Source organism: Microbacterium hominis, assembly GCF_013282805.1.
GTDB classification, from domain to species: Bacteria; Actinomycetota; Actinomycetes; order Actinomycetales; family Microbacteriaceae; genus Microbacterium; species Microbacterium hominis_B.
In genome coordinates this window covers 208,055-233,675 of record NZ_CP054038.1, presented here as the reverse complement: position 1 = coordinate 233,675, position 25,621 = coordinate 208,055, and the positions used below count along the sequence as shown (strand labels likewise).

Annotated in this window: 22 protein-coding genes; 7 read left to right on the top strand and 15 right to left on the bottom strand. The window is 71.7% G+C overall.

Features of this window, described 5'->3' with window-relative positions; translation table 11 throughout:
• Nucleotides 1–29: 29 nt before the first annotated feature.
• Nucleotides 30–2,111, bottom strand: a complete 2,082-nt coding sequence (locus HQM25_RS01070) for a DEAD/DEAH box helicase (protein ID WP_172988521.1) — start codon at nucleotides 2,109–2,111, stop codon at nucleotides 30–32.
• Between the two features lie 1,147 nt (nucleotides 2,112–3,258).
• Here HQM25_RS01070 and HQM25_RS01065 point away from each other — a divergent pair.
• Nucleotides 3,259–3,879 (top strand): antibiotic biosynthesis monooxygenase, encoded by a 621-nt coding sequence (locus tag HQM25_RS01065; protein WP_172988520.1) that lies wholly within the window; start codon nucleotides 3,259–3,261, stop codon nucleotides 3,877–3,879.
• 1 nt (nucleotide 3,880) lies between these two features.
• Here HQM25_RS01065 and HQM25_RS01060 read toward each other — a convergent pair whose 3' ends face one another.
• The 4 genes from HQM25_RS01060 to HQM25_RS01045 all read right to left on the bottom strand — a co-directional run bounded on the left by HQM25_RS01060 (nucleotide 3,881) and on the right by HQM25_RS01045 (nucleotide 9,603).
• A complete protein-coding gene (locus HQM25_RS01060) occupies nucleotides 3,881–7,720 on the bottom strand; it encodes an efflux RND transporter permease subunit (RefSeq protein WP_172988519.1) in 3,840 nt (1,279 codons plus the stop codon).
• A gap of 119 nt (nucleotides 7,721–7,839) precedes the next feature.
• Entirely contained in the window at nucleotides 7,840–8,205 is a 366-nt protein-coding gene (locus HQM25_RS01055) for a fluoride efflux transporter FluC (protein WP_172988518.1), read from the bottom strand.
• The gene (locus HQM25_RS01050) at nucleotides 8,202–8,609 is read right to left on the bottom strand and encodes a fluoride efflux transporter FluC (protein ID WP_172988517.1); all 408 of its coding nucleotides are present in this window, start codon (nucleotides 8,607–8,609) and stop codon (nucleotides 8,202–8,204) included. The genes HQM25_RS01055 and HQM25_RS01050 overlap by 4 nt, the downstream gene beginning before the upstream one ends.
• A gap of 25 nt (nucleotides 8,610–8,634) precedes the next feature.
• Nucleotides 8,635–9,603, bottom strand: a complete 969-nt coding sequence (locus HQM25_RS01045) for a DNA topoisomerase IB (RefSeq protein ID WP_172988516.1) — start codon at nucleotides 9,601–9,603, stop codon at nucleotides 8,635–8,637.
• Between the two features lie 253 nt (nucleotides 9,604–9,856).
• Here HQM25_RS01045 and HQM25_RS01040 point away from each other — a divergent pair, with 253 nt between their 5' ends.
• Complete coding sequence (locus HQM25_RS01040; protein ID WP_172988515.1) at nucleotides 9,857–10,021, top strand: hypothetical protein; 165 nt, start codon at nucleotides 9,857–9,859, stop codon at nucleotides 10,019–10,021.
• Between the two features lie 107 nt (nucleotides 10,022–10,128).
• Here the strand turns inward: HQM25_RS01040 and HQM25_RS01035 are convergent, their stop codons facing one another.
• The gene (locus tag HQM25_RS01035) at nucleotides 10,129–10,920 is read right to left on the bottom strand and encodes a MerR family transcriptional regulator (RefSeq protein ID WP_172988514.1); all 792 of its coding nucleotides are present in this window, start codon (nucleotides 10,918–10,920) and stop codon (nucleotides 10,129–10,131) included.
• A gap of 172 nt (nucleotides 10,921–11,092) precedes the next feature.
• On the opposite strand from HQM25_RS01035, the gene HQM25_RS01030 reads away from it, so the two are divergent.
• Together HQM25_RS01030 and HQM25_RS01025 are read left to right on the top strand one after the other, a co-directional pair.
• Nucleotides 11,093–11,983, top strand: coding sequence for a DUF4097 family beta strand repeat-containing protein (locus HQM25_RS01030; RefSeq protein ID WP_172988513.1), 891 nt, complete (start codon nucleotides 11,093–11,095; stop codon nucleotides 11,981–11,983).
• A complete protein-coding gene (locus HQM25_RS01025) occupies nucleotides 11,983–12,591 on the top strand; it encodes a PadR family transcriptional regulator (RefSeq protein WP_172988512.1) in 609 nt (202 codons plus the stop codon). Before HQM25_RS01030 ends, HQM25_RS01025 begins: the two co-directional genes overlap by 1 nt.
• Before the next feature lie 83 nt (nucleotides 12,592–12,674).
• Here the strand turns inward: HQM25_RS01025 and HQM25_RS01020 are convergent, their stop codons facing one another.
• Nucleotides 12,675–13,244: a universal stress protein gene (locus HQM25_RS01020; protein ID WP_172988511.1), complete on the bottom strand. Its 570-nt coding sequence runs from the start codon at nucleotides 13,242–13,244 to the stop codon at nucleotides 12,675–12,677.
• Between the two features lie 179 nt (nucleotides 13,245–13,423).
• On the opposite strand from HQM25_RS01020, the gene HQM25_RS01015 reads away from it, so the two are divergent.
• Nucleotides 13,424–13,606, top strand: a complete 183-nt coding sequence (locus tag HQM25_RS01015) for a DUF3073 family protein (RefSeq protein WP_172988510.1) — start codon at nucleotides 13,424–13,426, stop codon at nucleotides 13,604–13,606.
• A 16-nt stretch (nucleotides 13,607–13,622) separates the two neighbouring features.
• Here the strand turns inward: HQM25_RS01015 and HQM25_RS01010 are convergent, their stop codons facing one another.
• The 4 genes from HQM25_RS01010 to purM all read right to left on the bottom strand — a co-directional run bounded on the left by HQM25_RS01010 (nucleotide 13,623) and on the right by purM (nucleotide 17,933).
• On the bottom strand, nucleotides 13,623–14,003 hold the full coding sequence (locus HQM25_RS01010; RefSeq protein WP_254359470.1) for a TIGR02611 family protein: 381 nt from the start codon (nucleotides 14,001–14,003) through the stop codon (nucleotides 13,623–13,625).
• 97 nt (nucleotides 14,004–14,100) lie between these two features.
• Nucleotides 14,101–15,330 (bottom strand): MFS transporter, encoded by a 1,230-nt coding sequence (locus tag HQM25_RS01005; RefSeq protein WP_172991433.1) that lies wholly within the window; start codon nucleotides 15,328–15,330, stop codon nucleotides 14,101–14,103.
• 2 nt (nucleotides 15,331–15,332) lie between these two features.
• Nucleotides 15,333–16,793, bottom strand: a complete 1,461-nt coding sequence (gene purF / locus HQM25_RS01000; protein ID WP_172988509.1) for an amidophosphoribosyltransferase — start codon at nucleotides 16,791–16,793, stop codon at nucleotides 15,333–15,335.
• A gap of 6 nt (nucleotides 16,794–16,799) precedes the next feature.
• Entirely contained in the window at nucleotides 16,800–17,933 is a 1,134-nt protein-coding gene (purM, locus tag HQM25_RS00995) for a phosphoribosylformylglycinamidine cyclo-ligase (protein WP_172988508.1), read from the bottom strand.
• 135 nt (nucleotides 17,934–18,068) lie between these two features.
• Between purM and HQM25_RS00990 the strand changes: the two genes are divergently transcribed.
• The gene (locus tag HQM25_RS00990; protein WP_172988507.1) at nucleotides 18,069–18,674 is read left to right on the top strand and encodes a zinc-binding alcohol dehydrogenase; all 606 of its coding nucleotides are present in this window, start codon (nucleotides 18,069–18,071) and stop codon (nucleotides 18,672–18,674) included.
• A gap of 16 nt (nucleotides 18,675–18,690) precedes the next feature.
• On the opposite strand, the gene HQM25_RS00985 is transcribed toward HQM25_RS00990, so the two are convergent.
• Together HQM25_RS00985 and HQM25_RS00980 are read right to left on the bottom strand one after the other, a co-directional pair.
• Nucleotides 18,691–19,026, bottom strand: a complete 336-nt coding sequence (locus tag HQM25_RS00985) for a potassium transporter Trk (protein ID WP_172988506.1) — start codon at nucleotides 19,024–19,026, stop codon at nucleotides 18,691–18,693.
• 76 nt (nucleotides 19,027–19,102) lie between these two features.
• A complete protein-coding gene (locus HQM25_RS00980; protein ID WP_172988505.1) occupies nucleotides 19,103–19,471 on the bottom strand; it encodes a sterol carrier family protein in 369 nt (122 codons plus the stop codon).
• 54 nt (nucleotides 19,472–19,525) lie between these two features.
• Here HQM25_RS00980 and purD point away from each other — a divergent pair, with 54 nt between their 5' ends.
• Nucleotides 19,526–20,803: a phosphoribosylamine--glycine ligase gene (gene purD / locus HQM25_RS00975; RefSeq protein WP_172988504.1), complete on the top strand. Its 1,278-nt coding sequence runs from the start codon at nucleotides 19,526–19,528 to the stop codon at nucleotides 20,801–20,803.
• Between the two features lie 243 nt (nucleotides 20,804–21,046).
• On the opposite strand, the gene HQM25_RS00970 is transcribed toward purD, so the two are convergent.
• Both HQM25_RS00970 and HQM25_RS00965 read right to left on the bottom strand, forming a co-directional pair.
• A complete protein-coding gene (locus HQM25_RS00970) occupies nucleotides 21,047–22,024 on the bottom strand; it encodes an acyl-CoA thioesterase (protein ID WP_172988503.1) in 978 nt (325 codons plus the stop codon).
• A gap of 98 nt (nucleotides 22,025–22,122) precedes the next feature.
• Complete coding sequence (locus HQM25_RS00965) at nucleotides 22,123–25,572, bottom strand: bifunctional proline dehydrogenase/L-glutamate gamma-semialdehyde dehydrogenase (protein ID WP_254359722.1); 3,450 nt, start codon at nucleotides 25,570–25,572, stop codon at nucleotides 22,123–22,125.
• Between the last annotated feature and the right edge of the window lie 49 nt (nucleotides 25,573–25,621).

Here is a 25,621-nt window from a genome sequence, read left to right as displayed (position 1 = left end):
ACGTCTGGCTGGAGACGCCGGGCCGGGACTCAGCGGGTCGGGTCGACCTGACGCCCGCTGAGCTCCTCGAGGAGGTCGTCGCCGATGCGCGCCTCTTCGAACGGCGCGTCGATCTCGGCGCGGTCGAGCAGCTCCTGCATGCGGCGGCGGCGCTGACGCGTGATGAGCGTCACGACCGTGCCCGACCGGCCCGCGCGGCCGGTGCGGCCGGAGCGGTGCAGGTACGTCTTGTACTCGTCGGGCGCGTCGGCCTGGATCACGAGGTCGATGTCATCGACATGGATGCCGCGCGCGGCCACATCCGTCGCCACGAGCACGTTCACCCGGCCCGACGTCATCTTCTCGAGGTTGCGCGTGCGCTTGGCCTGGTTGAGGTCTCCGTGCAGGGCGAGCGCAGGGATGCCGGCGTCGTCGAACTGCTCCGACAGCATCTCCGCATAGGCGCGCGTGCGGGCGAAGACCAGCGTCTTGCCCTCGCGGTCGACCAGAGAGCTGAGGATCTCCGCCTTGTCACGGTGATCGATGACGAGCACACGGTGGTCGATGGTGCCCGAGTCCTGGTCCTCGCCCGCGACCTCGTACACGGCGGGGTTCACGAGGAACTCGTCGACCAGCGCGGCGACCTCGCGGTCGAGAGTGGCGGAGAAAAGCAGCTTCTGCGAGCCGTCCTCGGTGAAGCGGAGGATGCGCTGGACCGGCTCGAGGAAGCCGAGCTCGCACATGTGGTCGGCCTCGTCGAGCACGGCGATCTGCACGTCGGAAAGGTCGAGCTTGCCCTGGTTCTGCAGGTCTTCGATGCGGCCCGGGGTGCCGATCACGATGTCGACGCCCTTCTTGAGGGCGCCGACCTGACGCGCCTGCGGCACGCCCCCGTAGACCTGGGTCGTGAACAGGCCCACGCTGCGCGCGATGGGCTGGATGGTGCGGTCGATCTGCAAGGCGAGCTCGCGGGTCGGCGCGAGGATGAGGGCCTTCGGCGAGCGACCGAAGACGCGCTTGCTGCCGGCCTGGCTGCGCAGCACGGCCTCCACGAGCGGGGCGCCGAACGCGATGGTCTTGCCCGAGCCCGTGCGACCGCGGGCCAGCACGTCGCGGCCGTCGAGGATCGGCGGAATCGTCGCCGCCTGAATCGGGAACGGCGTCGCTGCGCCGAGCTCGGCCAGGGCCTTCACGATGTTCTGGCCGAGGTCGAGGTCTCCGAAGGTGGTGCCGGCGACCGCTTCGGCCTGCACGGCTTCGGCCTGCAGGCGCTCGTGCACAACGTCGACGCGCTGCTCCTGGGCGTGGTCGCGCACGGGAGCGCTCCAGTTCGAGCGGCTCGGGCCGTCGGTGCGACGCGGGCGGTCGTCACGCCGCGGGCGGTCATCGCCACGGAAGGCGGGCCGCTCGTCACGGTCGCGACGCGGACGGTCATCGAACGAACGCTGCGGACGGTCCTCGAACGAACGGCGCGGACGATCGTCACGGCGCGGGCGGTCATCGGACGAACGCTGCGGACGGTCCTCGAACGAACGGCGCGGGCCGCCGTCACGGCGCGGGCGGTCATCGCCACGGAAGGCGGGCCGCTCGTCACGGTCACGACGCGGACGGTCGTCGAACGAACGCTGCGGACGGTCATCCTGTCGGAAGGACGGACGACGGTCGTCGCGGTCGCGACGGGGCCGATCGTCGGAGCGGTACGACGGGCGGCCGTCGCCGAAGCTGCGGCGGTCGTCGCGATCGACACGGTCGAGGTTCGCGCCGCGGCGCGGCGCGTCGCTGCGGTTGCCGTCACCGCGGGCGTCGCGGTCGAAGCGCTGGTCACGGGAGGGGCGACCGTCACGGGAGGGGCGACCATCGCGAGCGGGGCGGCCGTCGCGGGACGGGCGACCGTCGCGGATCGCGCGCGCCTCGTCGCGACCGACCTTCTCCTCGGCGCTCCAACGGCGCTTCGGCGCAGCCGTGTCGGCATCGGCGCGATAGCCGCGGTGACCCGGGCTCTTGCTGCCGGGCTTTCCCACCGAAGAGTCGCCGGGGCGGCGCTTGCGGTCCTGGTAGCTCGTCTTGGCCGCGTAGCGGGGCTCGAAGTTCTTGGCGGCGCGACCGCCTGCCGGTTTCTTGTTCTTGGGCATCGGATTCTCCTGGGTACTCTCGCGCACGAGAACAGCGTCCGAGCGCGCGCTCGGACAACCCGGACAATCGTCGGCCGGGGGCCATTCATGTGATGGTCATGTGCACCGATCGGCGCTCACCATCGGCCCCTTGGACTCACATAGCCTCCGCAACCCCGAGAAACGGGCGCGGTGTCCAGAGCCGACCGGGCCACTTTACCGGCCGCGCCTGGATGAAACCCGGACGCAGGCCTTGCTGTGAATTCCCCATGACGCAATCCGGCGACCGCACGGTAGCGTTTCCCTCAGCGATATATCGCTGAACTGGGGGGTTCCCGCAGGCCCCGGGGAGCGTTCGTCACGGAGATCCGACCGTCTGGGGAGCGGGCGGCGTTTCCGTGAGGGAGGCGAACCGCCGACCGCAGTGGGTAGGAATGACGTCTTCGACTCTGAGTGAGCCGATCCTTCGGCGTGGCCCCGTGCCACCGCCGCGCATCGCGACCGTGCGCGCGGAGGGATCCCGCCTCGGGCACCCGGGCGACGCCCCGGCGCCCGCACCGCAGCCGCTCTCGCATCGCACCTTCACGCTGGCGATGATGGTCCTCGCGGCCGGCGTGGCGGTCGCGATCGTCACGACGAGCGACCCGCACTGGTGGCATCTCCATTTCTCGGAGCTCGGCACCCACGCCGATTTCTCGGGACGCACCTTCAACACAACCGTGCTCGCCGCCGGCATCCTGCTCGCCGTCTACGGCGTGCTCCTGGGCGCCGACATGCCCGCACTCGTCGGCCGTCGCACGGCCCGCGCCGTGCGCGCGTCGATCTTGTCGGCCGGCGCGAGCATGACCGCCGTCGGCCTCATCCCCATCCCCGTGAGCACGGCGATGCACGACCTGGCAGCGACCGGGCTGGCACTGTCGTTCCTCTCGCTGATCGCGTCGGCACTCGGTGTCCGCGACGTCGCACGCCCCTTCCGCGCGTTCACCGTCACCGGCGTCGTGATCCTCGCAACCGGCATGGGCCTGCTGATGAGCGGCCTGATCACCCTCGCCGCCTACGAGGCGATCGCCTTCACCACGGTCGGAGCGTGGATCACCGCGTTCAATCGGGTCCTGCGCGCCATGCCCGTGCGGTCGGTTGCCTCCGCACTCCCGCCGACAATGGATGCATGGCAGAACCCGAAGCCCACCCCATCACCGTCGCGATCGAGCGACGCATCGATCCGTCCCGCACGCACGAGGCCACGAGCTGGATGCAGGCCGGCACCGACCTCGCCACGGGCTTCCCGGGCTTCCTCGGTTCGGGCTGGGTGCGCGCCGGCGAAGCCAGCGACCTCTGGTACATGCTCTATCGATTCCGCGACATCGCCACCCTGGAAGCCTGGGAGCAGTCGTCCCAGCGGGCGTGGTGGCTCGACTCCGGGCGGGCCTTCGCCAGCGAGGTTCGCGTCGAGCGCAGGACCGGCATCGAGGGGTGGTTCGATGCGCCCTTCGCCACGCACGTCGAATCGCGCCGCGGGGCCGACGCCGCGCCGACGGGTCCGGTGCAGCAGCCGATCCCTGCCGCGCCGCCGCGCTGGAAGCAGGCCGTGACGATCTGGATCGGCTTCTTCCCGACGAACCTGCTCGCCTCGTGGCTGCTCGGCTACGTCCCCGGGTTCACCGAACTCCCGCTCGTGCTGCGCATCCTCATCTCCACCGTGCTGCTGACACCGGTGATGACCTACGCCGTGCTGCCGTGGGTGACCCGGATGCTGCGCCCCTGGCTCCAGAGACGCAGCACCCGCTAGGTCATCGCTCCGACGGCTCCGCGCCCTCGTCGCCCTCGCCGGTCGCGTCGGCAGTGGATGCCTCGCCCGCCGGCCCTGCGTCGGCGAGCACCTCGGCGTCGGGCTCCTCGGCGACGGCGTCCGCGACGGGCTCCTCGCCCGGCTCTTCGGCGACGGGCTCCTCGGCCGGCTCTGCAGCCGGCTCTTCGGCGTCGGCGTCAGCGTCCGCGACGGCCTCCTCGGCGGCATCGGAGTCCGCAGCGGGCTCGTCGCCTTCTGCGTCCTCGACGGCGGGCTCCTCGACGGCGGGCTCGTCGTAGATCGCACCCTCCGCAACCGGCTCATCACCGGCATCCTCCGGCTCCTCCGCGGCGGCGTCGCTCGGCTCCGCCACCTCGGCCGCTCCGCCCGCATCGTCGGCCTCGACCTTCGCGTCGGACGGCACGTCCTCGGACTCGACCTCCGTCGGCGCCTCGGCATCGCCCTCGGGCTCAGCGACCGCGTCGGCGGCCGCCTCGGGCGCCGGTGCGTCGCTGGGCACCTCCAGGTCGGGCGCCTCCTCGATCAGCGGCACGTCGACCGGCGCCTCCGCGGACACGGCCGCCGCACCGCCGGCCGCCACGGCCTCCCGTGCGCGGCGCTGACGGCGCGTCTCGAAGGCCGGTGCGGCATCGTCGCCCGCGGCGGTCGCGCCCACGGCGGCGCCGACGAGCACCGGCTCCTCGACGTTCTCGTCGGTGGCAGCATCCTTCGCGTCCTCGACGTCGTCGCCGGCTGCCGCAGCCCGGGCGGCGCGGCGCTCCTGGCGGCGCTCCTTGGCTCCCTCCACAAGGTTGTAGAGGGTCGGGAGCACCAGCAGCGTCAGCACCGTCGACGAGACGAGGCCTCCGATGACGACGATCGCGAGCGGCTGCGAGATGAACCCGCCGCTGCCGGTGATGCCCAGGGCCATCGGCGTGAGCGCGAAGATCGTCGCGAGCGCCGTCATGAGGATCGGGCGAAGACGTCGCGACCCGCCGGCGACGGTCGCGTCGTGGGCCGACAGCCCCTTCTCGCGGTACTGGTTCACGAGGTCGACGAGCACGATCGCATTGGTGACCACGATGCCGATGAGCATCAGCACGCCGATGAGCGACGAGACGCCCAGCGGCACGCCGGTGGCGATCTGCAGCAGGATCGCACCGGTCGCCGCGAACGGCACCGAGATCAGCAGCAGCAGCGGCTGACGCAGCGACTTGAAGGTCGCCACCATCACGACGTAGACGATGAGGATCGCCGCGAGCATCGCGAGCCCGAGCTGCGTGAAGGCCTCCTGCTGCTGGGTGACCACACCGCCCAGCGACGCGTCGGCCGCGTCGGGGAGCTCGACGTCCTCGAGCGCCGTCGTCACGCTGGCGGAGGCCGCCGCGAGGTCGTCGGTCGACGGGGTGACCGTGACCGTCGACGTGCGCTGGCCCCGCTGCGTGGTGATCGACACCGGCCCCTCGCTCTGCTCGACGGTGGCGACGTCTTCGAGCGGGACCACCCCGGCTGCGGTCGGGATCGGGAGAGCACGCAGCTCGTCGAGCGATGCGGGGGTCTCCGATGCGGCGAGGAACACGGTGAGGGCCGTGTCGTCGACCTCGATGGAGCCGATCGACTGCGGCTGCATCGTTCCCGACACGAGTGCGCCGACGGCGACCTCCGACAGACCGAGCTGCGCGGCCGCGTCGCGGTCGACGGTCACGGCGATGTACGGCAGCGACGCGGCCAGGTTGCTGGTGACCTGCCCGACGCCCTCCTGCCCCTCGACGCCGGCCACGACCGCGTCGGTCGCCTCCTGCAGCGTCGTGGAGTCGGGTGCGGTGACGTCGATCTCGATGTCGGTCGAGCCGAACCCGCCGCCTCCGGCGGAGAGGGCGATCTCGCCGGCATCCTCGAGTCCGTCCATCGCCTCCTGCACCTCCTCGCGGAGGGCGACCTGGTCGGCGTCGGCGTCGGTGGTGATCGAGTAGGTGATGCCGGCGCCGCCGCCGGTGAACGCGTCCTGCAGGGCGGAGCCGCTGGAGCCGATCGACACCTGCACGGTCTGGATGCCGTCGATCTCGAGCAGCGCCTCCTCGACCTGCTCGGCGGCGGCCGACTCCGACTCGAGGCTCGGCGCGGGACCGATGTCCTGGGTCATCGTGAAGGTGTTCTGGCCGGAGTCGCCGAGGAAGTTCGTCTTCATGAAGGGCGCGGCGGCCACGGTGCCGGCGAGCACGAGCACGGCCAGCAGCAGCGTCACCCAGGAGTGGCGCAGCGTCCACCGCAGGATCGGCAGATAGCCCTTCTGCAGGCGGCTGGGCGGAGCCTCGGGATCCTCGGGGTCGATCTGCGCGCCGTTCTCGTCGAGCACCGGCTTGCCGGGCTTGAGGAACCAGTACGCCAGCACCGGCACGATCGTCAGCGCCACGAACAGCGACGCCAGCATGGCGATGGTGACGGTGAGCGCGAACGGACGGAACAGCTCCCCGGTGATGTCGCTCACGAAGGCGATCGGCAGGAACACCGCGACGGTCGTGATCGTCGAGGAGGTGATGGCAGAGGCCACTTCCTTGACGCCGCGCAGCACCGCGGTCTTCTTGTCGGCGTCGCCGACGTAGTGGCGCTTGATGTTCTCGATGACGACGATCGAGTCGTCGACCACACGTCCGATGGAGATCGTGAGCGCGCCCAGGGTGAGGATGTTGAGCGAGTACCCGAACGTCTGGATGCCGATGAAGGTGATCAGCACGCTCGTCGGGATCGAGATCGCCGTCACCAGCGTCGCGCGCACCGACAGCAGGAAGACGAGGATCACGAGCACGGCGAAGGCGAGGCCGAGCATGCCCTCGACCGCGAGGGTCTCGATCGACTCCTCGATGTACGGGGCCTGGTCGAACACGACGGTGAACTCGGCGCCGCCGAGGGCGTCTTCGAGATCGGGGAGCACCTCGAGCACGCCGTGCGAGACGTCGACGGTGTTGGCCGCGGGAAGCTTGGTCACCGCGATCGTGAGCGCCGGCTCTCCGTCGACGCGCGAGACGCTGGTCACCGGGTCGTCGGTCTGCGCGACCTCGGCCACATCGCCGATCGTGACGGTGCCGGCGGCGAGCTGCTCCGCCGAGGAGGGCACCAGCGGCAGCGCGGCGAGCTCGTCGACCGTCGTGATCTTCGACCCCGTCTGCACGGTGAGCGTCTCGTCGCCCTCGGTGATGTCACCGCCGGGGAAGAGCACGCCGTTCTGGTTGAGGGCGTCGCGGATGGCCTGCGGGGAGAACCCGGCTGCCGCGAGCGCCGCCTGATCGGGGGTGATGGTGATGCGCTGGCCGATGCCGCCGACGATGCCCGCGGCATCCACCCCGTCGACATCCTCGAGCTCGGGGATCACCGAGGCTTCGAGCTGGGACTGGATCGCGTCAGGATCGTCGTAGCCGGTCACGGCGAGCTGGATGACGGGGAAGTCGTCGATGCTCGCCGAGATCACGGTCGGCTCGACGCTGTCGGGCAGGTCGATCCGGCCGATCGCCTGGTTGATCTTCTGCTCGGCGGTGCCGAGGTCGGTGCCGTAGGTGAACGACGCCTGCACGATCGACGCGTTCGTCGTGCTCGTCGCCGTCGATGCCTCCAGCCCCGGCACGCCCTGGATCGCCTGCTCGATCGGCGTCGATACGTCGGTGTTGACCACCTCGGGCGACGCTCCCGGGTAGGTGCTGATCACGATCAGCGCGGGGAACTCGATCGAGGGGATGAGCTCCTGCTTGAGACTGGTGAGCGCGAGGCCGCCGAAGAGGGCGGCGACGATCGTGACCAGCGCGATGAGCGCGCGGTTCTTCAAGCTCAGGACGGCGAGGTTCGACACGGAAGGCCTTCGCTGGTGAGGTGTGCAACGGGATGCCGCGGCCCGCGCCCCAGGATCGGGTCGCACCCGGGTCGGGCGGCCGCGAGCGGCCGATACGCGGATGTATCCGCTTCAGTATTTCACGGTCCGACGACGGCGACGCCGATGGCCAGCCCGGCTCCGGCCGCGGCCACGGCGAGCGCGAAGGTCCCGAGCACGTTGGCCGCGGCGTGCGCCCACCTGCCGCGCTCCGCGAGCAGCGCGGTCTCGACCGAGACGGCGCTGAAGGTCGTGTAGCCGCCGAGGAGCCCGGTCCCGACGACGAGCAGGGTCTCGGCCGGCAGCAGCGGGGTGAGCAGACCCAGCGCGAAAGCTCCCGACACGTTCACGACGAGGATGCCCAGGGGGAAGCCCCTCGGCCGCGGAACGGCGGCGTCGACGACGACCCGCAGGGCGGCGCCCAGCCCCCCGGCGAGGGCGGCCAGGAGCAGCATCCCGATGCTCATTCGGCGTCCTCCAGCGCTTCCCACTCCCCGGGCACGTCGGCGATGCGGCGTCCGATCCACAGACCCGCGATCGCGCCGGCCACGCCCGCGGCCAGCGAGGCGACGGCCAGCAGCGCGCCGCCGATGGGGCCCGCCGCCACCGCCTGCACCGCGAAGGCGCTGTAGGTCGTGAACCCGCCCATCACGCCGGTGCCGAGGAACACCCGCAGGAGCGGTCTGCGGCCATCGAGCCAGCCGACGACGATGCCGAGCAGGAGGGAGCCGACCGCGTTGATCGCCATGGTCGTCCACGCGACCGCCGCAGGGGCCTCGAGCGGGGCCTCCAGCGCTGCCCGGGCGAGCACGCCGGCCGCGGCACCCGCCGCCGCGAGGCCGACCACGCGGAGGTCGACGGGCTGCGGCATGCCCACACGCTACCGCCCGGCGGGCTCAGCGCCTCGGGCGCAGCAGATCCTGGATCGCCGATTCCGGAGTGATGCCGAGGTCGAGCAGGTGGCCGTCCCGGTATCGCGTGAAGACGCGCGGATCGATGTACGACCCCCGCGCGACGGCGGGCGTGTTGCCCAGCGCGTCGGCCGTCGCCCGCACCGCCAGCACCTCGGCGCGCTTGCGGTCGGCTGCGGTGCCGACCTCGCCGATGCGCGCCAGCGCGTCGGCGGCGAGGATCGTGCCGCGGAGGGTGCGGAAGTCCTTCGCGGTGAACTTCCCGCCGGTGAGCGCGCGCACGTAGGCGTTCACGTCGCCGGGGGACAGGGCCACGCGTCGGCGGCCGCGCTGCCAGGACAGCAGCGCGGAGTGCGGTCGCCCGGCGGCCAGCGGCTCGACGGCGCCGGCCAGATCGGCGTCGTCGATCTCGATGAGCTGTCGCCGGCCGCTCTTGCCGGGGAACGACAGGTGCACGCTCGCGCCGTCCACCAGCGCGTCGCGCCGCTGCAGGGTCGTGAGCCCACGGCTGCCGTGCAGCGCGAAGTACCGCTCCGAGCCGATTCGCGGCGCCGCCTGATCGAGCAGCCGGAAGGCGACGGCGAGCACACGCTCCCGGTCGAGCCCGTCACGGCGCAGGGATGTCGTCACCCGCCCGCGCGCGCGAGGCAGCGCCGCGGCGAGCTTGAGCGCACGGGCGAACTTGCCGCGGTCCCGGCCCGCGGTCCACGCCGAGTGGTAGAGATACTGCCGCCGGCCGGCCTCGTCGGTGCCGACAGCCTGGATGTGCCCGTCGGCCCGAGCGCAGATCCACACGTCCTGCCAGGCCGGCGGGATCACGAGATCGCGGACCCGGCCGAGCTCGCGCGGGGGCATCGGGGCGCCCTTGGCGTCGATGTAGCGGAACCCGGAGCCGGCCCGCACTCGGCGGTAGCCACGATCGCGCTGAGGACTCACACGGATCAGGCGGGGCATCCCAGTCCTCCCTCGACGGCGTCGGAGCGCACGGTGCGGCTCCGCGGGTCAGCGTATGACCCGCCCGCGGCCCGTCGCAGGGACTTGACAGCGGCGCGAAGGGCGCTCCGCCACTCCCCGGCGCGCCGGTAGCACCGCGATCCGACGGGCGTCAACCCCCTACGCGCGCGAGCGCGCCGGTGCCATTGTCGGAGTGTGCCCACGAGGCATCCGGTGCGTACCCCACGCACCGACGACAAGAAGGAGAACCTTCATGAACCTCGCCCTCATCATCATCATCGTCGTGGCGGTCGTGCTCGCGATCGTCGGCGGCCTCGGCGAAGCCCTGAGCTGGCTGCTGTGGGTCGCCCTCATCGTCGGCGTCATCGCACTCATCGCCCTCTTGTTCCGCATGATCAGCGGAAGTCGGCGCACCTGACCTGTTCCGGGGCTCCCTAACCCTGCGACAGCGACCGGATGCCGCGACCGAGGACTCGGTCGCGGCATCCGTGTGTCCGGGGCGCTCAGCCTCCCCGTGCTCAGCCGTCAGAGGTTCGCCTCGGCGTAGACGCTCAGCGCGTCGCGCACGAACTCGGCGCCGGCGGAGCCGCCGGCCGACGTCGCGTAGTTCGCGCCGAAGCGCGGGTCGGCGACGTACATCTCGCCCAGCCCCTGCACGTAGCCCTTGACGTCGCCTCCCGGCGCCGCCGCAGGCGTGCCGGGGATGCCGGTGAGCCATTCCACGTGCCGCCGCGCGAGCTCCTGCGCGGGTGCGCTGTCGGGCGCGATGCCGCTCTCGGCGGCGGCGATCCAGTCGCTGTTCAGGTCGGAGACCCGCTGCTGCCAGTCGGCCTTGGCCGCGGCATCCATCGCGTTCCACCAGTCGTTGCTGTCGGCGTACGCCTTCTTGCCCCAGCGCTGCTCGACCTCGTCCTTGTACTGGGTGTGGTCGAAGCCGTCGAACATGTTCTCTGCCATCAGTCGTTCACCTCCTTCCAATGCCGTGATCGTGGATTCGACCGACGCGATCTGACGCGTCAGCCGTCGCTGCTCTTCCCGCAGCCAGGCCAGGTGGGTCGCGAGCGCGTGCGCCTCGGATCCGTCCCGCTCGAGCACCTCGGCGATCTGCGCGAGACCGAGCCCGAGTTCGCGCAGCAGCAGGATGCGCTGGAGTCTCACCAGCGCGGATCCGTCGTAGTGCCGGTACCCGTTGGCGCCGATGCGGGAGGGCGCGAGCAGCCCGATGTCGTCGTAGTGGCGCAGCGTGCGACTTGTCGTGCCGGCGAGCTTGGCGATCTGCTGGATCGACCACTCACCCTCGGTGCTGGTGGTGCTCATCGTCTTCCTCCTCTCGGGCACGTGATCCACGGTAGAGGTTGACGTCACGTCAAGGTCAACCGGGGTCTTCATGAGAGTTTCCCGAGTGCGCTTGACCAACTCGCGATATATCGTGTTACTCTCCTCAGGTCACGATATATCGCGACTTGGAACCTCACCCCTTGGAGCAGACATGACCCTCGAGAAGTGGATCATCCACCCGGGCGAAACGCGCGTCATCGACATCGAGACCGTGCGCAAGCTCAAGATCGGCCTCGTCGGCGGCCAGGTCGACGTCGTCGCCCACGACGAGCCCGGCGCCCGCATCGAAGTGCACGCGGTGACCACGAAGGACCTCCGCATCGAGGTCACCGGCGACGTCGTCGAGATCGACCACGCGCAGCTGCGCTGGGACAACTTCCTCGAGGTGTTCCGCAACTTCGGCGCCGGCGGCCCGAAGGCCGAGATCAGCGTCGCCGTCCCCCGCTCGGTCGCCCTCACCCTCGGTGTCGTCAGCGCGAGCGCCCTGGTCTCGGGCCTGACGACCGATGCCAAGCTCAACACCGTCTCGGGCGACATCATGGTCGACGGGCTCACGGGCGAGCTCAGCGTCAAGTCCGTCTCGGGCGACGTGAACGCCCGCGGCCTGGTCGGCACCCTCGACGCCAACAGCGTGTCGGGTGATGTCGCCGCCAGCGGCCAGGTCTCGAAGGCCGGCGTGGAGACCGTCTCCGGCTCGGTCCTGGTCGACACCACCGGCGAGGTGCACAGCATCTCGACCAACACGGTCAGCGGCAACACGACGCTGCGCCTCGACGAGGGCCTGCCCGCCAACTACTCCGCCCGCGCCGTCAGCGGCCGGCTCGTGATCGACGGCGTCGTGCGCTCGTCGTCCCTCGCCTCGAGCTTCACCGGCTCGACGGGTGAGCTCAGCGGCATGTTCGTCGACGTGCGCACCAACTCGGTGTCGGGAGACCTCACGGTCCTGCGGCGCCCGGCGGTGCAGGAGCGGGTGGATGCCGCACCCGACGCTCCGGCGGCGGGAATCGGCGACGCGAGCGGCACCGATCGACAGGAGTGGTGATGGCCCCCGTCTTCTCCCACGGCGACCTGCGCCTGTACCTGCTGAACCTCCTCGCGGAGGGACCACGGCACGGGTACGACATCATGCAGGCGCTCTCCGACCGCACGGGCGGCACGTACACCCCGAGCGCCGGCACGGTGTACCCGCGGCTGGCCAAGCTCGAGGAGGAGGGGCTGGTCACCAAGACCGTCGAGGGCCGCAAGACCGTGTACGCCATCACCGACGCGGGCCGCGCCGAAGTGGCCGCCCGCGCCGGCGAGCTGGAGGGAATCGAGGCGGGGCTCGCCGACTCGGTGCGACTGATCGCCGATGAGGTGCGCGGAAGCGTCAAGGAGGCCATGCGCAGCCTCCGGGCCGACCTCGCCGCGGCCAGCCGCGCCGAGACGTCAGCGCCGCCGCGACCCGCACCCGAAGACGACGCCCGCGCCCGCAGCCGCGAGCAGCTGCACCGCGCGGAGGGTGCGGTCAACGACTTCCGCGCCCGCGTGCGCACCGACCTGCGCACCCACGTCGCACATGGCGGCGGCGTGGGGGCATCGCTCGTCGACGACCTCGTCGCCGCGCTCGACGAGGCGGCACGCGAGGTCTCGCGCGCGCTCAGCCGATAGCCGTCCCGGCCGGCCTGGCCGGCACGACGCGAATCGCCGCCCCCGGCGCTCAGACGGGGGCGGCGATCACGTGCGGAAGCCGGTCAGGACGACCAGATCTCCTCGTCGTCGGGCACCGGCTCTCCGAGCGGCACGACCAGCAGCGGTCGGTGCTGACGGTGGGCGAGCCGGGCTGCGACCGAGCCGGTGAAGAATTCGCGGATCGACTCGCCGAGGCCGTGCTTGCGCGTGCCGACGACCAGCAGGCGCGCGTCGACCTTGTCGGCGAAGTGCTTCATGGCCAGAGCGGGGTCGCCCACCAGCTGACGGGCGTGCCAGTTCACGTCGTGCCCCTCGAAGACCGCGGCCGCCTCCGTCTGGATCTCGGCGAACTCGTTCTCGCTGGCCTGGATGTTCATGTCGATCGGGGCCGAGTGCACGTAGCCGTCGGGATCCTCGTACGTGACGAACCGGGTCACGTCGACGTGCACGACGGCCAGGGGTGCGCCCAGCAGCGCGGCGTAGCGGGCGGCTTCGGTCAGCACGCGCGGCGAGAGCCCCGGGATGACACCGGCGATGACGGCTCCGTGGAGGAGCGTCGCGTCGTCGGCTTCTGCAGCCGGCGCCACCTCATCGTGGGTCCCGCCTCCGACCTCGGATGCCTCATCGGCCATACGTCCCCGCCCCTTTCGCGTCGTCGTCTTCAGCAGCCCGCGTCACCGTCTGCGATACGAGGTGCCGTGATATCCTGAATGCTACTCTTGCCGGCCGCGGATGCCGGATACGTGAATGCCCGGGTTGGAGCAGCGGACAGACGCTCACAACCCGCGAGTCTGAAATGAGGGGGTCTCGCATGGGGCGTGGCCGTCAGAAGGCGAAGCACACCAAGATCGCCCGTGAACTGAAGTACGACACCTACAGTGTCAACTTCGGCGCGCTCGAGCGCGAACTCGGACACCACTCGGAAGACGAGTACGTCGACAAGTGGGCCGACCAGTACGACGACGAAGACGAAGACGAAATGGAGAAGGCGTAGCCTTCTCCCCCGTCCGCTAGGCCGCCGCCTTTGCGGCGGCCTTTCGCGCGCGCCGGGCGCGCCACCAGGTCCAGAACCTGTCGAGCATGCGCTTGAGCCACGCGGCGATGCGCCGCGCCCAGTGGAACTCGGTGCCGAGCACCGCCAGGCCCAGGAACACGACGAGCCACCCCGGCCCGGGCAGCGGCACCAGGATGAGTCCGCCGACGGCGAGCATGCCGCCGACGATCGCGACGGCGACCTTGTACGCGACCTCCACCCGCGGATGCGCCGCCACCCACTCGCGGGCCCGGCGCATGAAGCGGCGGATCGGCCGCTCGGGGCTCTCTGCGCGCACGATCTCCGCGCGCACCGCGCGCTCGAGGTGCGAGGGCGGGATGCTGCTGCGCATCGTCATCGTCGAAGTCGCATCGGACGTCACGGGCCGAAAGTAACACCCGACCTCGCGAACCGGCTGTGAGTTCCCGGCTCTTTCGCCGAGCGTCGCGTGCGCGTCACCAGGTGCCGCGACGGAGCTCCCATTCGTCCTCGATCGTGCGGGGTCGCGCGGCGACGACGCCGGCCGGCACCGCCGCCGTGATGACGACCGCGAGCACCAGGAGCGGCCCGTTCCATGACCCGGTCGCCTCGTGGAGCAGACCGAAGCCCAGAGGCACGATCGCCGTGACCGCGTAGCCGATGCTCTGCACGAACCCGCTCAGCGCGACAGAGCCCTCGTGGGTGCGGGTGCGCAGTCCGATCAGCACGAGCACGAGCGGGAACGTGAGCGTCGCGATGCCCAGCAGCGTCACCCAGAGCCACGGTGCGGCCGCCGGCGCGACGATCAGCCCCGCGACGGCGACGACCCCCGCGGCGAACGCCGTGAGGAAAAGCGGCAGGGTGGCGTTCCACCGCGTCACCAGCAGCGGCACCAGCACCGAGCACGGCAGGCCCATCGAGGCGAACAGGGCCAGCAGTGCACCGGCGCCGGCCGGTGTGACACCGGCCGTGTCGATGAGAAGCGTCGGCAGCCAGGCGAACGACGTGTAGGCGATGGAGCTCGACACCACCAGCCCGAACATGAGGGCCCACGCGGTCGGCAGTCGCCACAGGCGACCGAACACACGGGGGCTGGGCTGCTCGATGTCGTCGTCGTCGACGGGGCCGGCGATCGGCCGGCGCAGGATCATGGTCACCCACGGGATGATCGCCGCCGCCGCGAACACCGCCCACAGACCCAGCGACAGACGCCATGACGTCGCGTCGGCGATCGGCACCGCAAGCAGCGGGGGCACGAACGAGGCGACCGCCATCGTGGTCGAGAACAGTGACGTCATCAGCCCGATGCGATCGGGGAAGTAGCGCTTCACCAGCGGCGGAAGCAGGACGTTGCCGCTGCCGACGCCGGCGAACACGAGCGCGGTTCCCGCGAGCAGGAGCCCGGAGTTCGGTGCGAGGCTGCGCGCGATGAGGCCGATCGCCACGACGGCCATGGCCGCTGATGCGAGCTTCTCGAGGCCGAACCGGCGCTCGAGCGCCGGTGTCAGCAGACCGAAGACGGCGTAGCAGACCGCCGGCGCGGTGCCGATCAGGCCGATGACCGCCGACGAGACCGGGAAGTCCGCCGCGATGAGGCCGAACAGCGGGGAGAGGGATGCCACCGCCGACCGCAGCGAGAAGGCGAACAGCACGATGCCGACGAGCGCGAGCGCTCGCCCGTGCCAGAGGGGCCGCGGCGTGGTCAGCGTCAGCTTTCCTGCGAGCCCTCGACCCAGGCGAGGTACTCGTCGGTCACCGTGCCGGTGACGTACCGGCCGTCGAAGCAGCTCATGTCGAGGTCTTCGATGTCGGTGCCCTCCAGGATCGCGGCCTTGAGGTCCTCGACCTCCTGGTACACGACGAAGTCCGCGCCGAGCTCCTCCGCGATCTCCGGGATCGTGCGGCCGTGCGCGACGAGCTCCTCGCGCGAAGGCATGTTGATGCCGTACACGTGGGGGTAGCGCACGGGCGGTGCGGCCGACGCGAAGGTGACGCTCTTGGCACCGGCATCCCGGGCCATCTGGATGATCTGCTTGGAGGTCGTCCCGCGCACGATCGAGTCATCGATCAGCAGGACGTTCTTGCCCTTGAACTCGGTCGACATCGCGTTGAGCTTCTGGCGCACGCTCTTCTTGCGCACCGCCTGACCCGGCATGATGAACGTGCGGCCGACGTAGCGGTTCTTGTAGAAGCCCTCGCGATACTCGATGCCGAGCTTGCGGGCCACCTGCATCGCGGCGGGGCGCGAGGAGTCGGGGATGGGCATGACCACGTCGATCGCACCCGCCGGCGTGTACTTGGCGATCGTGTCGGCCAGGCGCTCACCCATGCGCAGCCGCGCCTCGTACACCGAGATGCCGTTCATGATGGAGTCCGGCCGCGCGAGGTAGACGTACTCGAACGAGCACGGGGCGAGCGTGGCATCCGGTGCGCACCGACGGGTGTGAAGGTTGCCCTCCACGTCGATGAACACGGCCTCGCCGGGCTCGACGTCGCGCACGACCTCGAACTCGCCGTTCTCGAGCACGAGCGACTCGCTCGTGACGACCCAGTCATAGCGGCCGTCGGAGTTCTTACGGGTGCCGAGGATGAGCGGACGGATGCCGAACGGATCGCGGAACGCGAGCAGGCCGTAGCCAGCGATGAGCGCGATCGCCGCGTACGAACCCTCGACACGCTCGTGCACGCGCGTGACGGCGTGGAAGACCTGCTCGGGATCGAGCTGCAAGCCCGAGATCGACGACTGCAGCTCGTTGGCGAGCACGTTCACCAGCAGCTCGGTGTCGGAGCTCGTGTTGAGGTGACGGCGATCCTTGCGGAACAGCTCCTCGGTCAGCTCTCGGGTGTTGGTGAGGTTGCCGTTGTGCACCAGCACGATGCCGTACGGCGCGTTCACGTAGAAGGGCTGCGCCTCCTCCTCGCTGGTCGCCGTGCCCTTCGTCGCGTACCGCACGTGGCCGAGGCCCACCTCACCCAGGAGGTTGCGCATGTCGCGGGTGCGGAACGCCTCGCGCACCTGGCCGCGGGCCTTGTGCATGTGCACGCTGCCGCTGCGTTCCGCAGTGGCGATGCCGGTGGAGTCCTGGCCGCGGTGCTGCAGCAGAAGGAGCGAGTCGTAGATCTCCTGGTTGACGGGCTCGCGCCCCACCATCCCGACGATTCCGCACATGTGGTGTTACTTCGCTCCGTTGTCCGTGCCGTAGGCGCCGACGAGGCGCACGGCACCGCCGTCGACGCCCTTCGCGCCCTGTTCGAAATCGCCGGCGGGGAGCGGGCCGTCGCCGACGACACCCACCTGCCAGGTCGCGATGCCCTCACCCGCGAGAGCGGTCGTGGCCGCATCGGCCTTGTCGGCCGACACCACCGCGAGGAAGCCGATGCCGAGGTTCCAGGTGCCCTCGGTCGCGGCGAGGTCGAGACCGCCCAGGTCTGCCAGCACGCGGAAGACGGGCGGCGGCGACCAGGTCGAGCGGTCGACGTCGACCCATGTGCCCCGCGGCAGCACGCGCGCGAGGTTGGCCGCGATGCCGCCGCCGGTCACGTGGCTGAGCGAGTGGACCCCGTCGCCGATCTCCGCGATGAGTCGCAGGAGGGGCCGGGTGTAGAGGCGCGTGGGCTCCAGCAGGGCCTCACCCCACGTCGTCCCGAAGTCGGCCGCATTGTCGCCGTACTGGATGCCGGCGCCGGCCGCGATGTGGCGCACGAGCGAGTAGCCGTTGGAGTGCAGCCCGCTGCTCGCGAGCGCCAGCACGACATCGCCCGGGCGCACGCGCTCGGCGCCGAGCACGGCATCGGCCTCGACCACGCCCGTCGCGGCCCCCGCGACGTCGTAGTCGTTCAGGCCCAGCAGACCCGGGTGCTCGGCCGTCTCGCCGCCGACGAGGGCCGTGCCCGTCTCGGCCGCGCCCTGCGCGATGCCGCGCACGATGTCGGCGATGCGCTCGGGGAAGACCTTGCCGCACGCGATGTAGTCCGTCATGAACAGGGGCTTCGCGCCCACCACGACGATGTCGTCGACGACCATGCCGACCAGGTCGAGCCCGATCGTGTCGTGCTTGTCGATCGCCTGCGCGATCGCGACCTTCGTGCCGACGCCGTCGGTCGAGGTCGCCAGGAGCGGCTTGGCGTAGGAGCGCAGCGCGCTGGCGTCGAAGAGCCCGGCGAACCCGCCGACACCGCCCAGGACCTCGGGTCCGTGGGTTCGGCGGACGGCGGACTTCATCAGCTCGACGGCGAGGTCGCCGGCGGCAGTGTCCACCCCCGCTTCGGTATAGGGGTTGGCAGAGGCGTCACGAGAAGGGGAGGCCACCCGACAAGACTACCTGCGCTGTACCTGGACGGATGCCGGGCCTGGGCCCACCTCGGCGTTCACCCGCGGCGCTGCGTTCCCGGCGATCCCGAGAGACCGGCCCAACGCGGCGGCACCCGTCCTACAATGTTCGCCATGGGCGCCGCCGGAACCCCGGAATGGCTGATCCGCGAGGACGCGAGTCAGCCGGTGCTCATCGCCCTCTATCTGCGCCAGGTGCTGGGCATCCGCTCCCCCGACGAGCTGCCGCATCTGCGCGGCATCCCTCCGCGCGCGAACGACCGCAGCGAATCCGTGCAGGACGCCCTCGAACGTCAGTGGCGCGAGTACTGGGCGATCACGGTCGAGCCTCAGGCGCACCCGTCGCCGGTGCCGCTCGATCTCGTCGACGGCTTCGGCACCCATGTCGTGCTTCCGAGCACCGGTGCCGAACAGCTGCGCCGCGCGTTCGCGCCGCACGCGGCCGAGGCGGTCGCCTTCGCGCAGTCCGCGCACGCGCGCTACGCCCGCGACGCGGCCACGCACTCCGCGTACCGGGCCTACGCGAGCGCGATCGCCGAGCATGAGCGCCAGGTGGGCCGTCGGGCGCACTCGTTCGAACTGAACGTGCAGGTGCTGCCGCTCAATCAGCGCGGCGTGTGGTGGATCGGCTCGCTCACCGTGGCCGTCACCGACGGGCTGCGGGGCGACGTCGCCGCGTTCGACGCGGCGATCCACCCGATCATCGCCGAGCTCGCCTGACGGGGGCCGGCGGGTCTCAGTCGTTCTCGCGGAGCTCGTCGGTCTCGACGGTCGCGTGGTCGACCTCGATGTCGCGCGTGTGCGCGGAGGCGCGGCGATCGAGGATCACGGCGAGCATGCCGAACACCGCGAGCCCGACCGGCACGCAGATGAGCGCGAGGAACCCGAACACCTGGCCCTGCGAGTACTCGAGGCCGGTGTTGGGGCTGACCTGCGACGTGCCGTCGAACGCGAACGTGAGGATCATCGCCGTGAGCAGCCCGAGCGCGGCCCCGGTGAGCAGGAACACCGAGAACTTCGGGGCACGGCGCACGTGCACGGTCTCGATGTGGTCGTGGATCTGCTCACCCATGGCATCCATTGTCCCACTGCTCCGGCGCGGGCGCGCCCCGGTCCGTGTTCCCGGCGGCGGCTGCGCGGGGGCAGCGTCAGGGGCGCAGGGGAAGCAGGTCGGATACATCGGCGCGGATCCCGGATGCCGCGATGCGGCCGCCCGCCGCGGCATCCACCCATCGCTCATCGCCGAGGGCGAGGGCGATCCACGTGCGGGGGTCGGTCTCGACCACGTTCGGCGGGGTGCCGCGGGTGTGGCGCGGGCCCTCGACGACCTGCACCGCGCCGAACGGGGGCACGCGCACCTCCACCGTGTGGCCGGGGGCCTTCTCGGCCAGCAGCTGCAGCAGGTAGCGCACCGACATCGCGAGGTCGGTGCGGGCCGGTTCGGCGCCCGTCTCGGCGGCGGCGCGCACGGCGGCGAGCGCGGCGCGGCCCTCGTCGGTGGCGATCTTGCGGGGCATGGGACCACGCTACGCCCGCGGGCCGCGACGGTGGCCGGCGGTAGGCTGGGGCGGGTGAAGATCCTGGTTCTCGGCTCGGGCGCGCGCGAGCACGCCATCATCCTCGCTCTGCTCTCGGAGGAGGCCGGGCACGAGATCCTCGCCGCTCCCGGCAACGCGGGCATCGCGAACGACGCGACGATCGTCGAGCTCGATGCGAACGACCCGGCCGCCGTGACGTCCTTCGCCCTCTCCGACAACATCGGACTCGTCGTGATCGGCCCCGAGGCGCCACTGGTCGCCGGCGTCGCCGACGCGCTGCGCGAGCGCGGCATCCCGGTCTTCGGCCCCGGCAAGGCGGCCGCGCAGCTCGAGGGGTCCAAGGCGTTCGCCAAGCGGATCATGGAGTCGGCGGGCGTGCCCACGGGTCGCGCGGTGCGCGCCCACACCCGCGCCGAGGTCGAGGCCGCCCTCGACGAGCTCGGCGCCCCCCACGTGGTCAAGGCCGACGGCCTCGCCGCCGGCAAGGGCGTCATCGTCACCGAGGACCGCGCCGCAGCCCTTGCCCACGCCGACACCTACCTGCCGTCGGGTTCGGTGCTCGTCGAGGAGTTCCTCGCCGGCCCCGAAGTGTCGCTGTTCTTCCTGAGCGACGGCGACCGGGTGCTGCCTCTGAGCCCCGCGCAGGACTTCAAGCGCCTGGGCGACGGCGACTCCGGCCCCAACACGGGTGGCATGGGAGCGTACTCGCCGCTGCCGTGGCTGCTCGAGCGCTTCGGCGGCGAAGACGCCTTCGTCGACCTCGTGACCCGCGACATCGCCGAGCCGGTGATCCGCCAGCTCGACGCCGAGGGCACGCCGTTCATCGGCCTCCTCTACGCCGGGCTCATCCTCACCGAAGCCGGCGTGAAGGTGATCGAGTTCAACGCCCGCTTCGGCGACCCGGAGACCCAGGTCGTGCTGCCGCGCCTGGTCGACCCGCTCTCCGCGCTGCTGCTGTCCGCGGCATCCGGTCATCTCGAAGACCACGCGCGCCCGGCCTTCGCCGACGCGGTGGCGGTGACCGTCGTGCTCGCGTCGGAGGGCTACCCGTCGTCGCCGGTCACCGGCCGCGCCCTGACGGGACTGGATGCCGCAGCCGGCGTCGACGGCGTGCACGTCGCCCACGCGGCGACCGCCGCCGCGGACTCCGGCGACGGGCTGGTCGCGACCGGCGGCCGGGTGCTCAACGTGGTCGGGGTCGGAACGACGTTCGCCGAGGCGCGCTCGCGCACCTACTCCGCGCTCGAGCACATCGGCCTGGAGGGCGGCCAGTTCCGCACCGACATCGCCGCGCGCGTCGTCGAGTCCTGATCCGCGGCTGCGACCCGCTGCGGCGGGCGCGGCATCCACTCCCCGGTGCCGGCGCGCCCTAGCCCCGCCGTCGCGGCGGGTCCGGAAACCGGATCGCGCGGCGCTTTCCGGAGCGCTTCGCCCCGTCGCTCCGGAAAGCGTGCAGACCTCCGGTTTCCGGACCTGCTGAAAAGGGGTGCGCGCCGAGCGGCGGGCTGACAGGTGCGGCATCCGCCGCGGTCATCGGCGTCCGAGCGCTTCGGGTCAGTCGCGCAGCGTGAGCTCCGCGGGGATCGGCACGAGCTGCTCGCGCCGATGGATGAGGTCGACGGCGTGGCGGGTGAGGCGCACATCCTCGGGCAGCGATGGTTCCCAGCGCCGGACCGGTCGCGCGCCCGCGTCGCCACGGTCGACGTACACGAGCAGGCACTGCGTCGTGAGCGCAGTCTCGGCGGGTGTGCGCGGGTCGGCGGTGAGCACCCGCACGGCGACGTGCATGCTGCGCGGCCCGGTGTAGATGAGCCGCGCGTGCAGCTCGACGATGTGGCCGATGCGCACCGGCGCCAGGAAATGGATGCCGCCGGAGTAGACCGCCACGGCGTCGGCAGACGACCAGCTCGCGGCGCAGGCGTAGCCGGCCTCATCGATCCAGCGCATCACGGTGCCGCCATGCGCGGCGCCGCCGAAGTTGACCGAGCTCGGCGGCGCGAGGAACCGCAGCGAGGATCGCGGCGCTGCCGTTGCGTCGGTGTACTCCTCCGCGAGCATCGCCTTCTTGATCCCATCGCGGGCGGGGATGCGCGAGACGGCCGCTGCGGCGAGGGCGCGATCGGACTCCGATGACGGGCGCCACTGCGGCACCTTCACCGGGCGACGGTCGTCCCCCACGGCGACGAAGACGAGGATGCAGGTGGTGTTGGGGGTGAAGTCGCGCTCGCGCACGTCGGCCGACTCGACGGTCACGGCGACGTGCATGCTCGACGTGCCGGTGTGCACGATCCGTGCGTGCACCGCCACCAGCGACCCGGGTGCGATGGGCGAGGCGTGCCGCACGTTCCCCACGTATGCGGTGACGCAGTAGCTGCCGCTCCAGCCGACCGCGCAGGCGTATCCGGCCTGGTCGATCCACTCCATCACGCTGCCGGCGGCGACGGTCGCGCCACCCGCCGCGGCGTCGTGAGGAAGACTCAGGAACCGCATCGTGATGCGATCATCGGGCGACGACGACGCCGGGACGCTCATGCGATCAGGATACGAGCGCGGCGGTGCTCGGGACCACCACCCCGGCCGCGGCCCGGCCCCCGACACCGGCCCGACGCGGGGAGGGCCGAGCCCGCGCCTCAGCCGCGGACCACGCCGGCCTCCGGCTCCGGCAGCACGTCGTACGCGAGGCTCGTCGGGTTGCCGAAGCGGTGCGCGGTGATGCTGACGGCCTGCTCGTGCAGGAACGGCAGCATCTCGACGCGGCCGGCGCGGGTGACCTCGCCGTCGAAGATCGTCAGGTCGGGGCGGCCGCCCGCGGCGCGCAGCAGCGGCGCGGCCGACCCTCCGACCAGGCGCACGCGCGGGCGCGGCAGGGCGGCGAGGCGGCGGTGCGCGGCATCCGCACCTTCGACCTGCACCTCGATGCCGGCGGTGCGCAGCGCGGTCGCGAGTGCGGTCGGCAGCGGGCGCGCGCTGGACAGGCGCGGTGTCGCGCCGGCCCGAAGCGCCGCAGCCGCCACGCGCACGACCTCGGCGACGTCGGCGCGCGCCTCGGCGCGGATCTCGGCCTCGGCGGGCAGGTAGCGGAAGACGTTGCGCTCGCAGGCCAAGCCGGTGCGATCGCGGTGCACGCCGAACTCCTCCGCCCACGCGGTCTCATCGCTCGCGAGCGCCTGCATCAGCCACACGAGCCGATCTGCGTCGAGCACCTCGGAGGCCGCGTGCATGAGCGCGGCAACGGGGCCGGAGTCGGTGCGCGGACGCCGCGAGAGGTCGACGGTGCTGTCGCTCCAGCGGCCGAGCCCCATCAGGTAGTTGGGGCCGCCCGCCTTGAAGCCGGCGCCGACGACGGACTTCTTCCAGCCGCCGAACGGCTGGCGCTGCACGATCGCACCGGTGATGCCGCGGTTCACGTACAGGTTCCCCGCCTCGACGCGGGCCAGCCACGTGCGGATCTCGTCGGCGTCGAGCGAGTGGAGCCCCGCAGTGAGGCCGTAGTCGACCTGGTTCTGCAGCTCGATCGCCTCGTCGAGCGTGGCTGCCGTCATGATGCCGAGAATCGGTCCGAAGTACTCGGTGAGGTGGTACTCCGAGCCGCGGCGCACGCCGTCGCGCACGCCGGGGGTCCACAGCTTCGGGTCCTCGGGCAGCTGCCGCGGCTCGATCAGCCACGACTCCCCCGGGGCGAGGGAGGTGAGCGCCTCGGCGAGCTTGCCGGTGGGCGGCGCGATGACCGGCCCCACCTGCGCGGTCGGGTCCGTCGGCAGCGCGACGTGCAGCGAGCGCACGGCGTCGACCAGCTGGGTGCGGAAGCGGCGCGAGGTCGCGACCGATCCGACCAGGATCACGGTGGAGGCCGCCGAGCACTTCTGACCCGCGTGGCCGAACGCCGAGGCCACGACATCCTTCACGGCGAGATCGAGGTCGGCACTCGGGGTGACGATGATCGCGTTCTTGCCGCTGGTCTCGCCCATGAGGCGCAGATCCTTGCGGAAGCCGCGGAACAGGCTCGCGGTCTCGTAGCCGCCCGTGAGGATCACCTGATCGACGGCGTCGGAGGCGACGAGCCGCTCGCCGAGCTCGGCGTCGGCCAGCTGCACGAGCGCGAGCACGTCGCGGGGCACGCCCGCCTCCCACAGCGCCTCGACCATCACGGCGCCGCAGCGCCGCGCCTGGCGCGCGGGTTTGATGACCACCGCCGATCCGGCGGCGAGCGCCGCGAGGGTCGAACCGGCCGGGATCGCGACCGGGAAGTTCCATGGCGGGGTGACGAGGGTGAGGGATGCCGGGGTGAACCGCGCGCCGTCGACGGCGCCCAGATCCAGGGCGCGCTCGGCGTAGTAGTGCGCGAAGTCGATGGCCTCCGAGACCTCCGGGTCGGCCTGGTCGAGGGTCTTGCCGGCCTCCGACGCCATCACCTCGAGCAGGTCCGCGCGGCGCCGCTCGAGCACCTCGCCCGCGCGGTGCAGGATGGCCGCACGCCCCGCGGCTCCGAGCTCCCGCCATCGGGCGGCGGCCGCCCGCGCCGTACGCAGGGTGGCGTCGACGGCGGCGGCATCCGAGAGGATCGCGGCGTCGGCGGTGGCGACGCCGGCCCGCGACTGCGGGACCCGCGCGAGGATCTGGCGACCCCATGAGCGGTTCGCGGCGACGGACGGATCCGTGTCGGGGGCGTTCTCGAACCCGGCCGGGGCGCCCGCGGCCGGGGTGGAGCGGTCCTGCACCCGATGGGTTCGCGGCACCGCGGCATCCATCGTCCGCAGCGACGCGAGGAAGCGCTCGGTCTCGCGGGCGCGCATGGCCGGATCGGAATCGAGGGTGAACAGTGCCGACATGAAGTTGTCGCTGGAGGCGCCCTCCTCGAGGCGGCGGATGAGGTACGCGATGGCGACGTCGAACTCGCGCGGGTGCACGACCGGCGTATAGAGGAGAAGCCCGCCGACCTCGCGGCGGATCACCTCGGCGAGGCTCTCGGCCATGCCCAGGAGCATCTCGTACTCGATGCCGTCGGTCCCCCCGCGCTCGGTGGCCAGCAGCCAGGAGTGAGCGATGTCGAACAGGTTGTGACCGGCGACGCCGAGGCGCACGTTGCGGATGCGATCGGGGTGGAGCGACCAGTCGAGGATGCGCTTGTAGTGGGTGTCGCTGTCCTGCTTGGTGTGCCAGGTCGCCAGCGGCCAGCCGTGGATCTCGGCGTCGACGCGCTCCATCGAGAGGTTCGCACCCTTGACCAGGCGCACCTTGATCGCGGCGCCGCCGCGCGCACGGCGCGCCGCCGCCCATTCCTGCAGGCGCACCATCGCGTCGAAGGCGTCGGGCAGGTAGGCCTGCAGCACGATGCCCGCCTCCAGCCGCTCGAATTCGGGCTGGTCCAGGATGCGGGTGAACACCGCCATGGTCAGGTCGAGGTCGCGGTACTCCTCCATGTCGAGGTTGATGAACTTCGGCGTGGGCGACGCGGCGGCCAGCCGGTACAGCGGCGTGAGCCGCTCGATGATGCTCTCGACGGCCTCCTCGAACCCCCACGCCGAGTGCGGGCCGACCATCGCCGAGACCTTGACCGACACGTAGTCGACGTCGTCGCGCGCGAGCAGGCGCATCGTGCCGTCGAGGCGGCGCTGCGCCTCGGCCGCGCCGAGCACGGCCTCGCCCAGCAGGTTGATGTTCAGGCGCACGCCGTCGCGGCGGAGCCGCCGGATCGCCGCGCCGAGCCGCGCGTCGCGGGCGTCGACGATCAGGTGCCCGACCATGCGGCGCAGCACCGCGCGGGCGATCGGCACCACCACGCCGGGCGCGACCGGGGCGGCGACCCCGCCCAGGCGCACGGCCCCGCGCAGCGGGGCCGGCAGGAACCCGGGCACCTTCGGCGCCACGCGTGCGAGCGCGCGGGCTGCGACCGCGGCGTCTTCGGGACGCACCACGCCATCGACGAACCCGGTCGTGAAGTCGAGCCCGTTCGGGTCGCTCAGCACACCGGCGAGGCGCTGGGCGGCGACGCTCGGGGCGATCTCGGCGGCTTCGGCGAGCCAGCGGTCGACGAGGGCGACGGTCTCGTTCGCCAGGTCGGGGGTGGTGTCGGTCGTCATGCTCACGGGTTCTCCAAGGGGGATGCTCGGATCCAGTGTGCGGTCGGGT

Coding starts and splice junctions, on each gene's coding strand:
- HQM25_RS01020 (WP_172988511.1), bottom strand. CDS start 13,244: ATGGCCGATGAGGCATCCGAGGTCGGAGGCGGGACCCACGATGAGGTG.
- HQM25_RS00980 (WP_172988505.1), bottom strand. CDS start 19,471: ATGCCCCGCAAGATCGCCACCGACGAGGGCCGCGCCGCGCTCGCCGCC.
- HQM25_RS01015 (WP_172988510.1), top strand. CDS start 13,424: ATGGGGCGTGGCCGTCAGAAGGCGAAGCACACCAAGATCGCCCGTGAA.
- HQM25_RS01065 (WP_172988520.1), top strand. CDS start 3,259: ATGGCAGAACCCGAAGCCCACCCCATCACCGTCGCGATCGAGCGACGC.
- HQM25_RS01025 (WP_172988512.1), top strand. CDS start 11,983: ATGGCCCCCGTCTTCTCCCACGGCGACCTGCGCCTGTACCTGCTGAAC.
- HQM25_RS01030 (WP_172988513.1), top strand. CDS start 11,093: ATGACCCTCGAGAAGTGGATCATCCACCCGGGCGAAACGCGCGTCATC.
- HQM25_RS01055 (WP_172988518.1), bottom strand. CDS start 8,205: ATGAGCATCGGGATGCTGCTCCTGGCCGCCCTCGCCGGGGGGCTGGGC.
- HQM25_RS00965 (WP_254359722.1), bottom strand. CDS start 25,572: ATGACGACCGACACCACCCCCGACCTGGCGAACGAGACCGTCGCCCTC.
- HQM25_RS01040 (WP_172988515.1), top strand. CDS start 9,857: ATGAACCTCGCCCTCATCATCATCATCGTCGTGGCGGTCGTGCTCGCG.
- HQM25_RS01050 (WP_172988517.1), bottom strand. CDS start 8,609: ATGCCGCAGCCCGTCGACCTCCGCGTGGTCGGCCTCGCGGCGGCGGGT.
- HQM25_RS01070 (WP_172988521.1), bottom strand. CDS start 2,111: ATGCCCAAGAACAAGAAACCGGCAGGCGGTCGCGCCGCCAAGAACTTC.
- purF (WP_172988509.1), bottom strand. CDS start 16,793: ATGTGCGGAATCGTCGGGATGGTGGGGCGCGAGCCCGTCAACCAGGAG.
- HQM25_RS00985 (WP_172988506.1), bottom strand. CDS start 19,026: ATGGGTGAGCAGATCCACGACCACATCGAGACCGTGCACGTGCGCCGT.
- HQM25_RS01035 (WP_172988514.1), bottom strand. CDS start 10,920: ATGAGCACCACCAGCACCGAGGGTGAGTGGTCGATCCAGCAGATCGCC.
- HQM25_RS00990 (WP_172988507.1), top strand. CDS start 18,069: ATGGGCGCCGCCGGAACCCCGGAATGGCTGATCCGCGAGGACGCGAGT.
- HQM25_RS00970 (WP_172988503.1), bottom strand. CDS start 22,024: ATGAGCGTCCCGGCGTCGTCGTCGCCCGATGATCGCATCACGATGCGG.
- HQM25_RS01045 (WP_172988516.1), bottom strand. CDS start 9,603: ATGCCCCGCCTGATCCGTGTGAGTCCTCAGCGCGATCGTGGCTACCGC.
- HQM25_RS01010 (WP_254359470.1), bottom strand. CDS start 14,003: ATGACGATGCGCAGCAGCATCCCGCCCTCGCACCTCGAGCGCGCGGTG.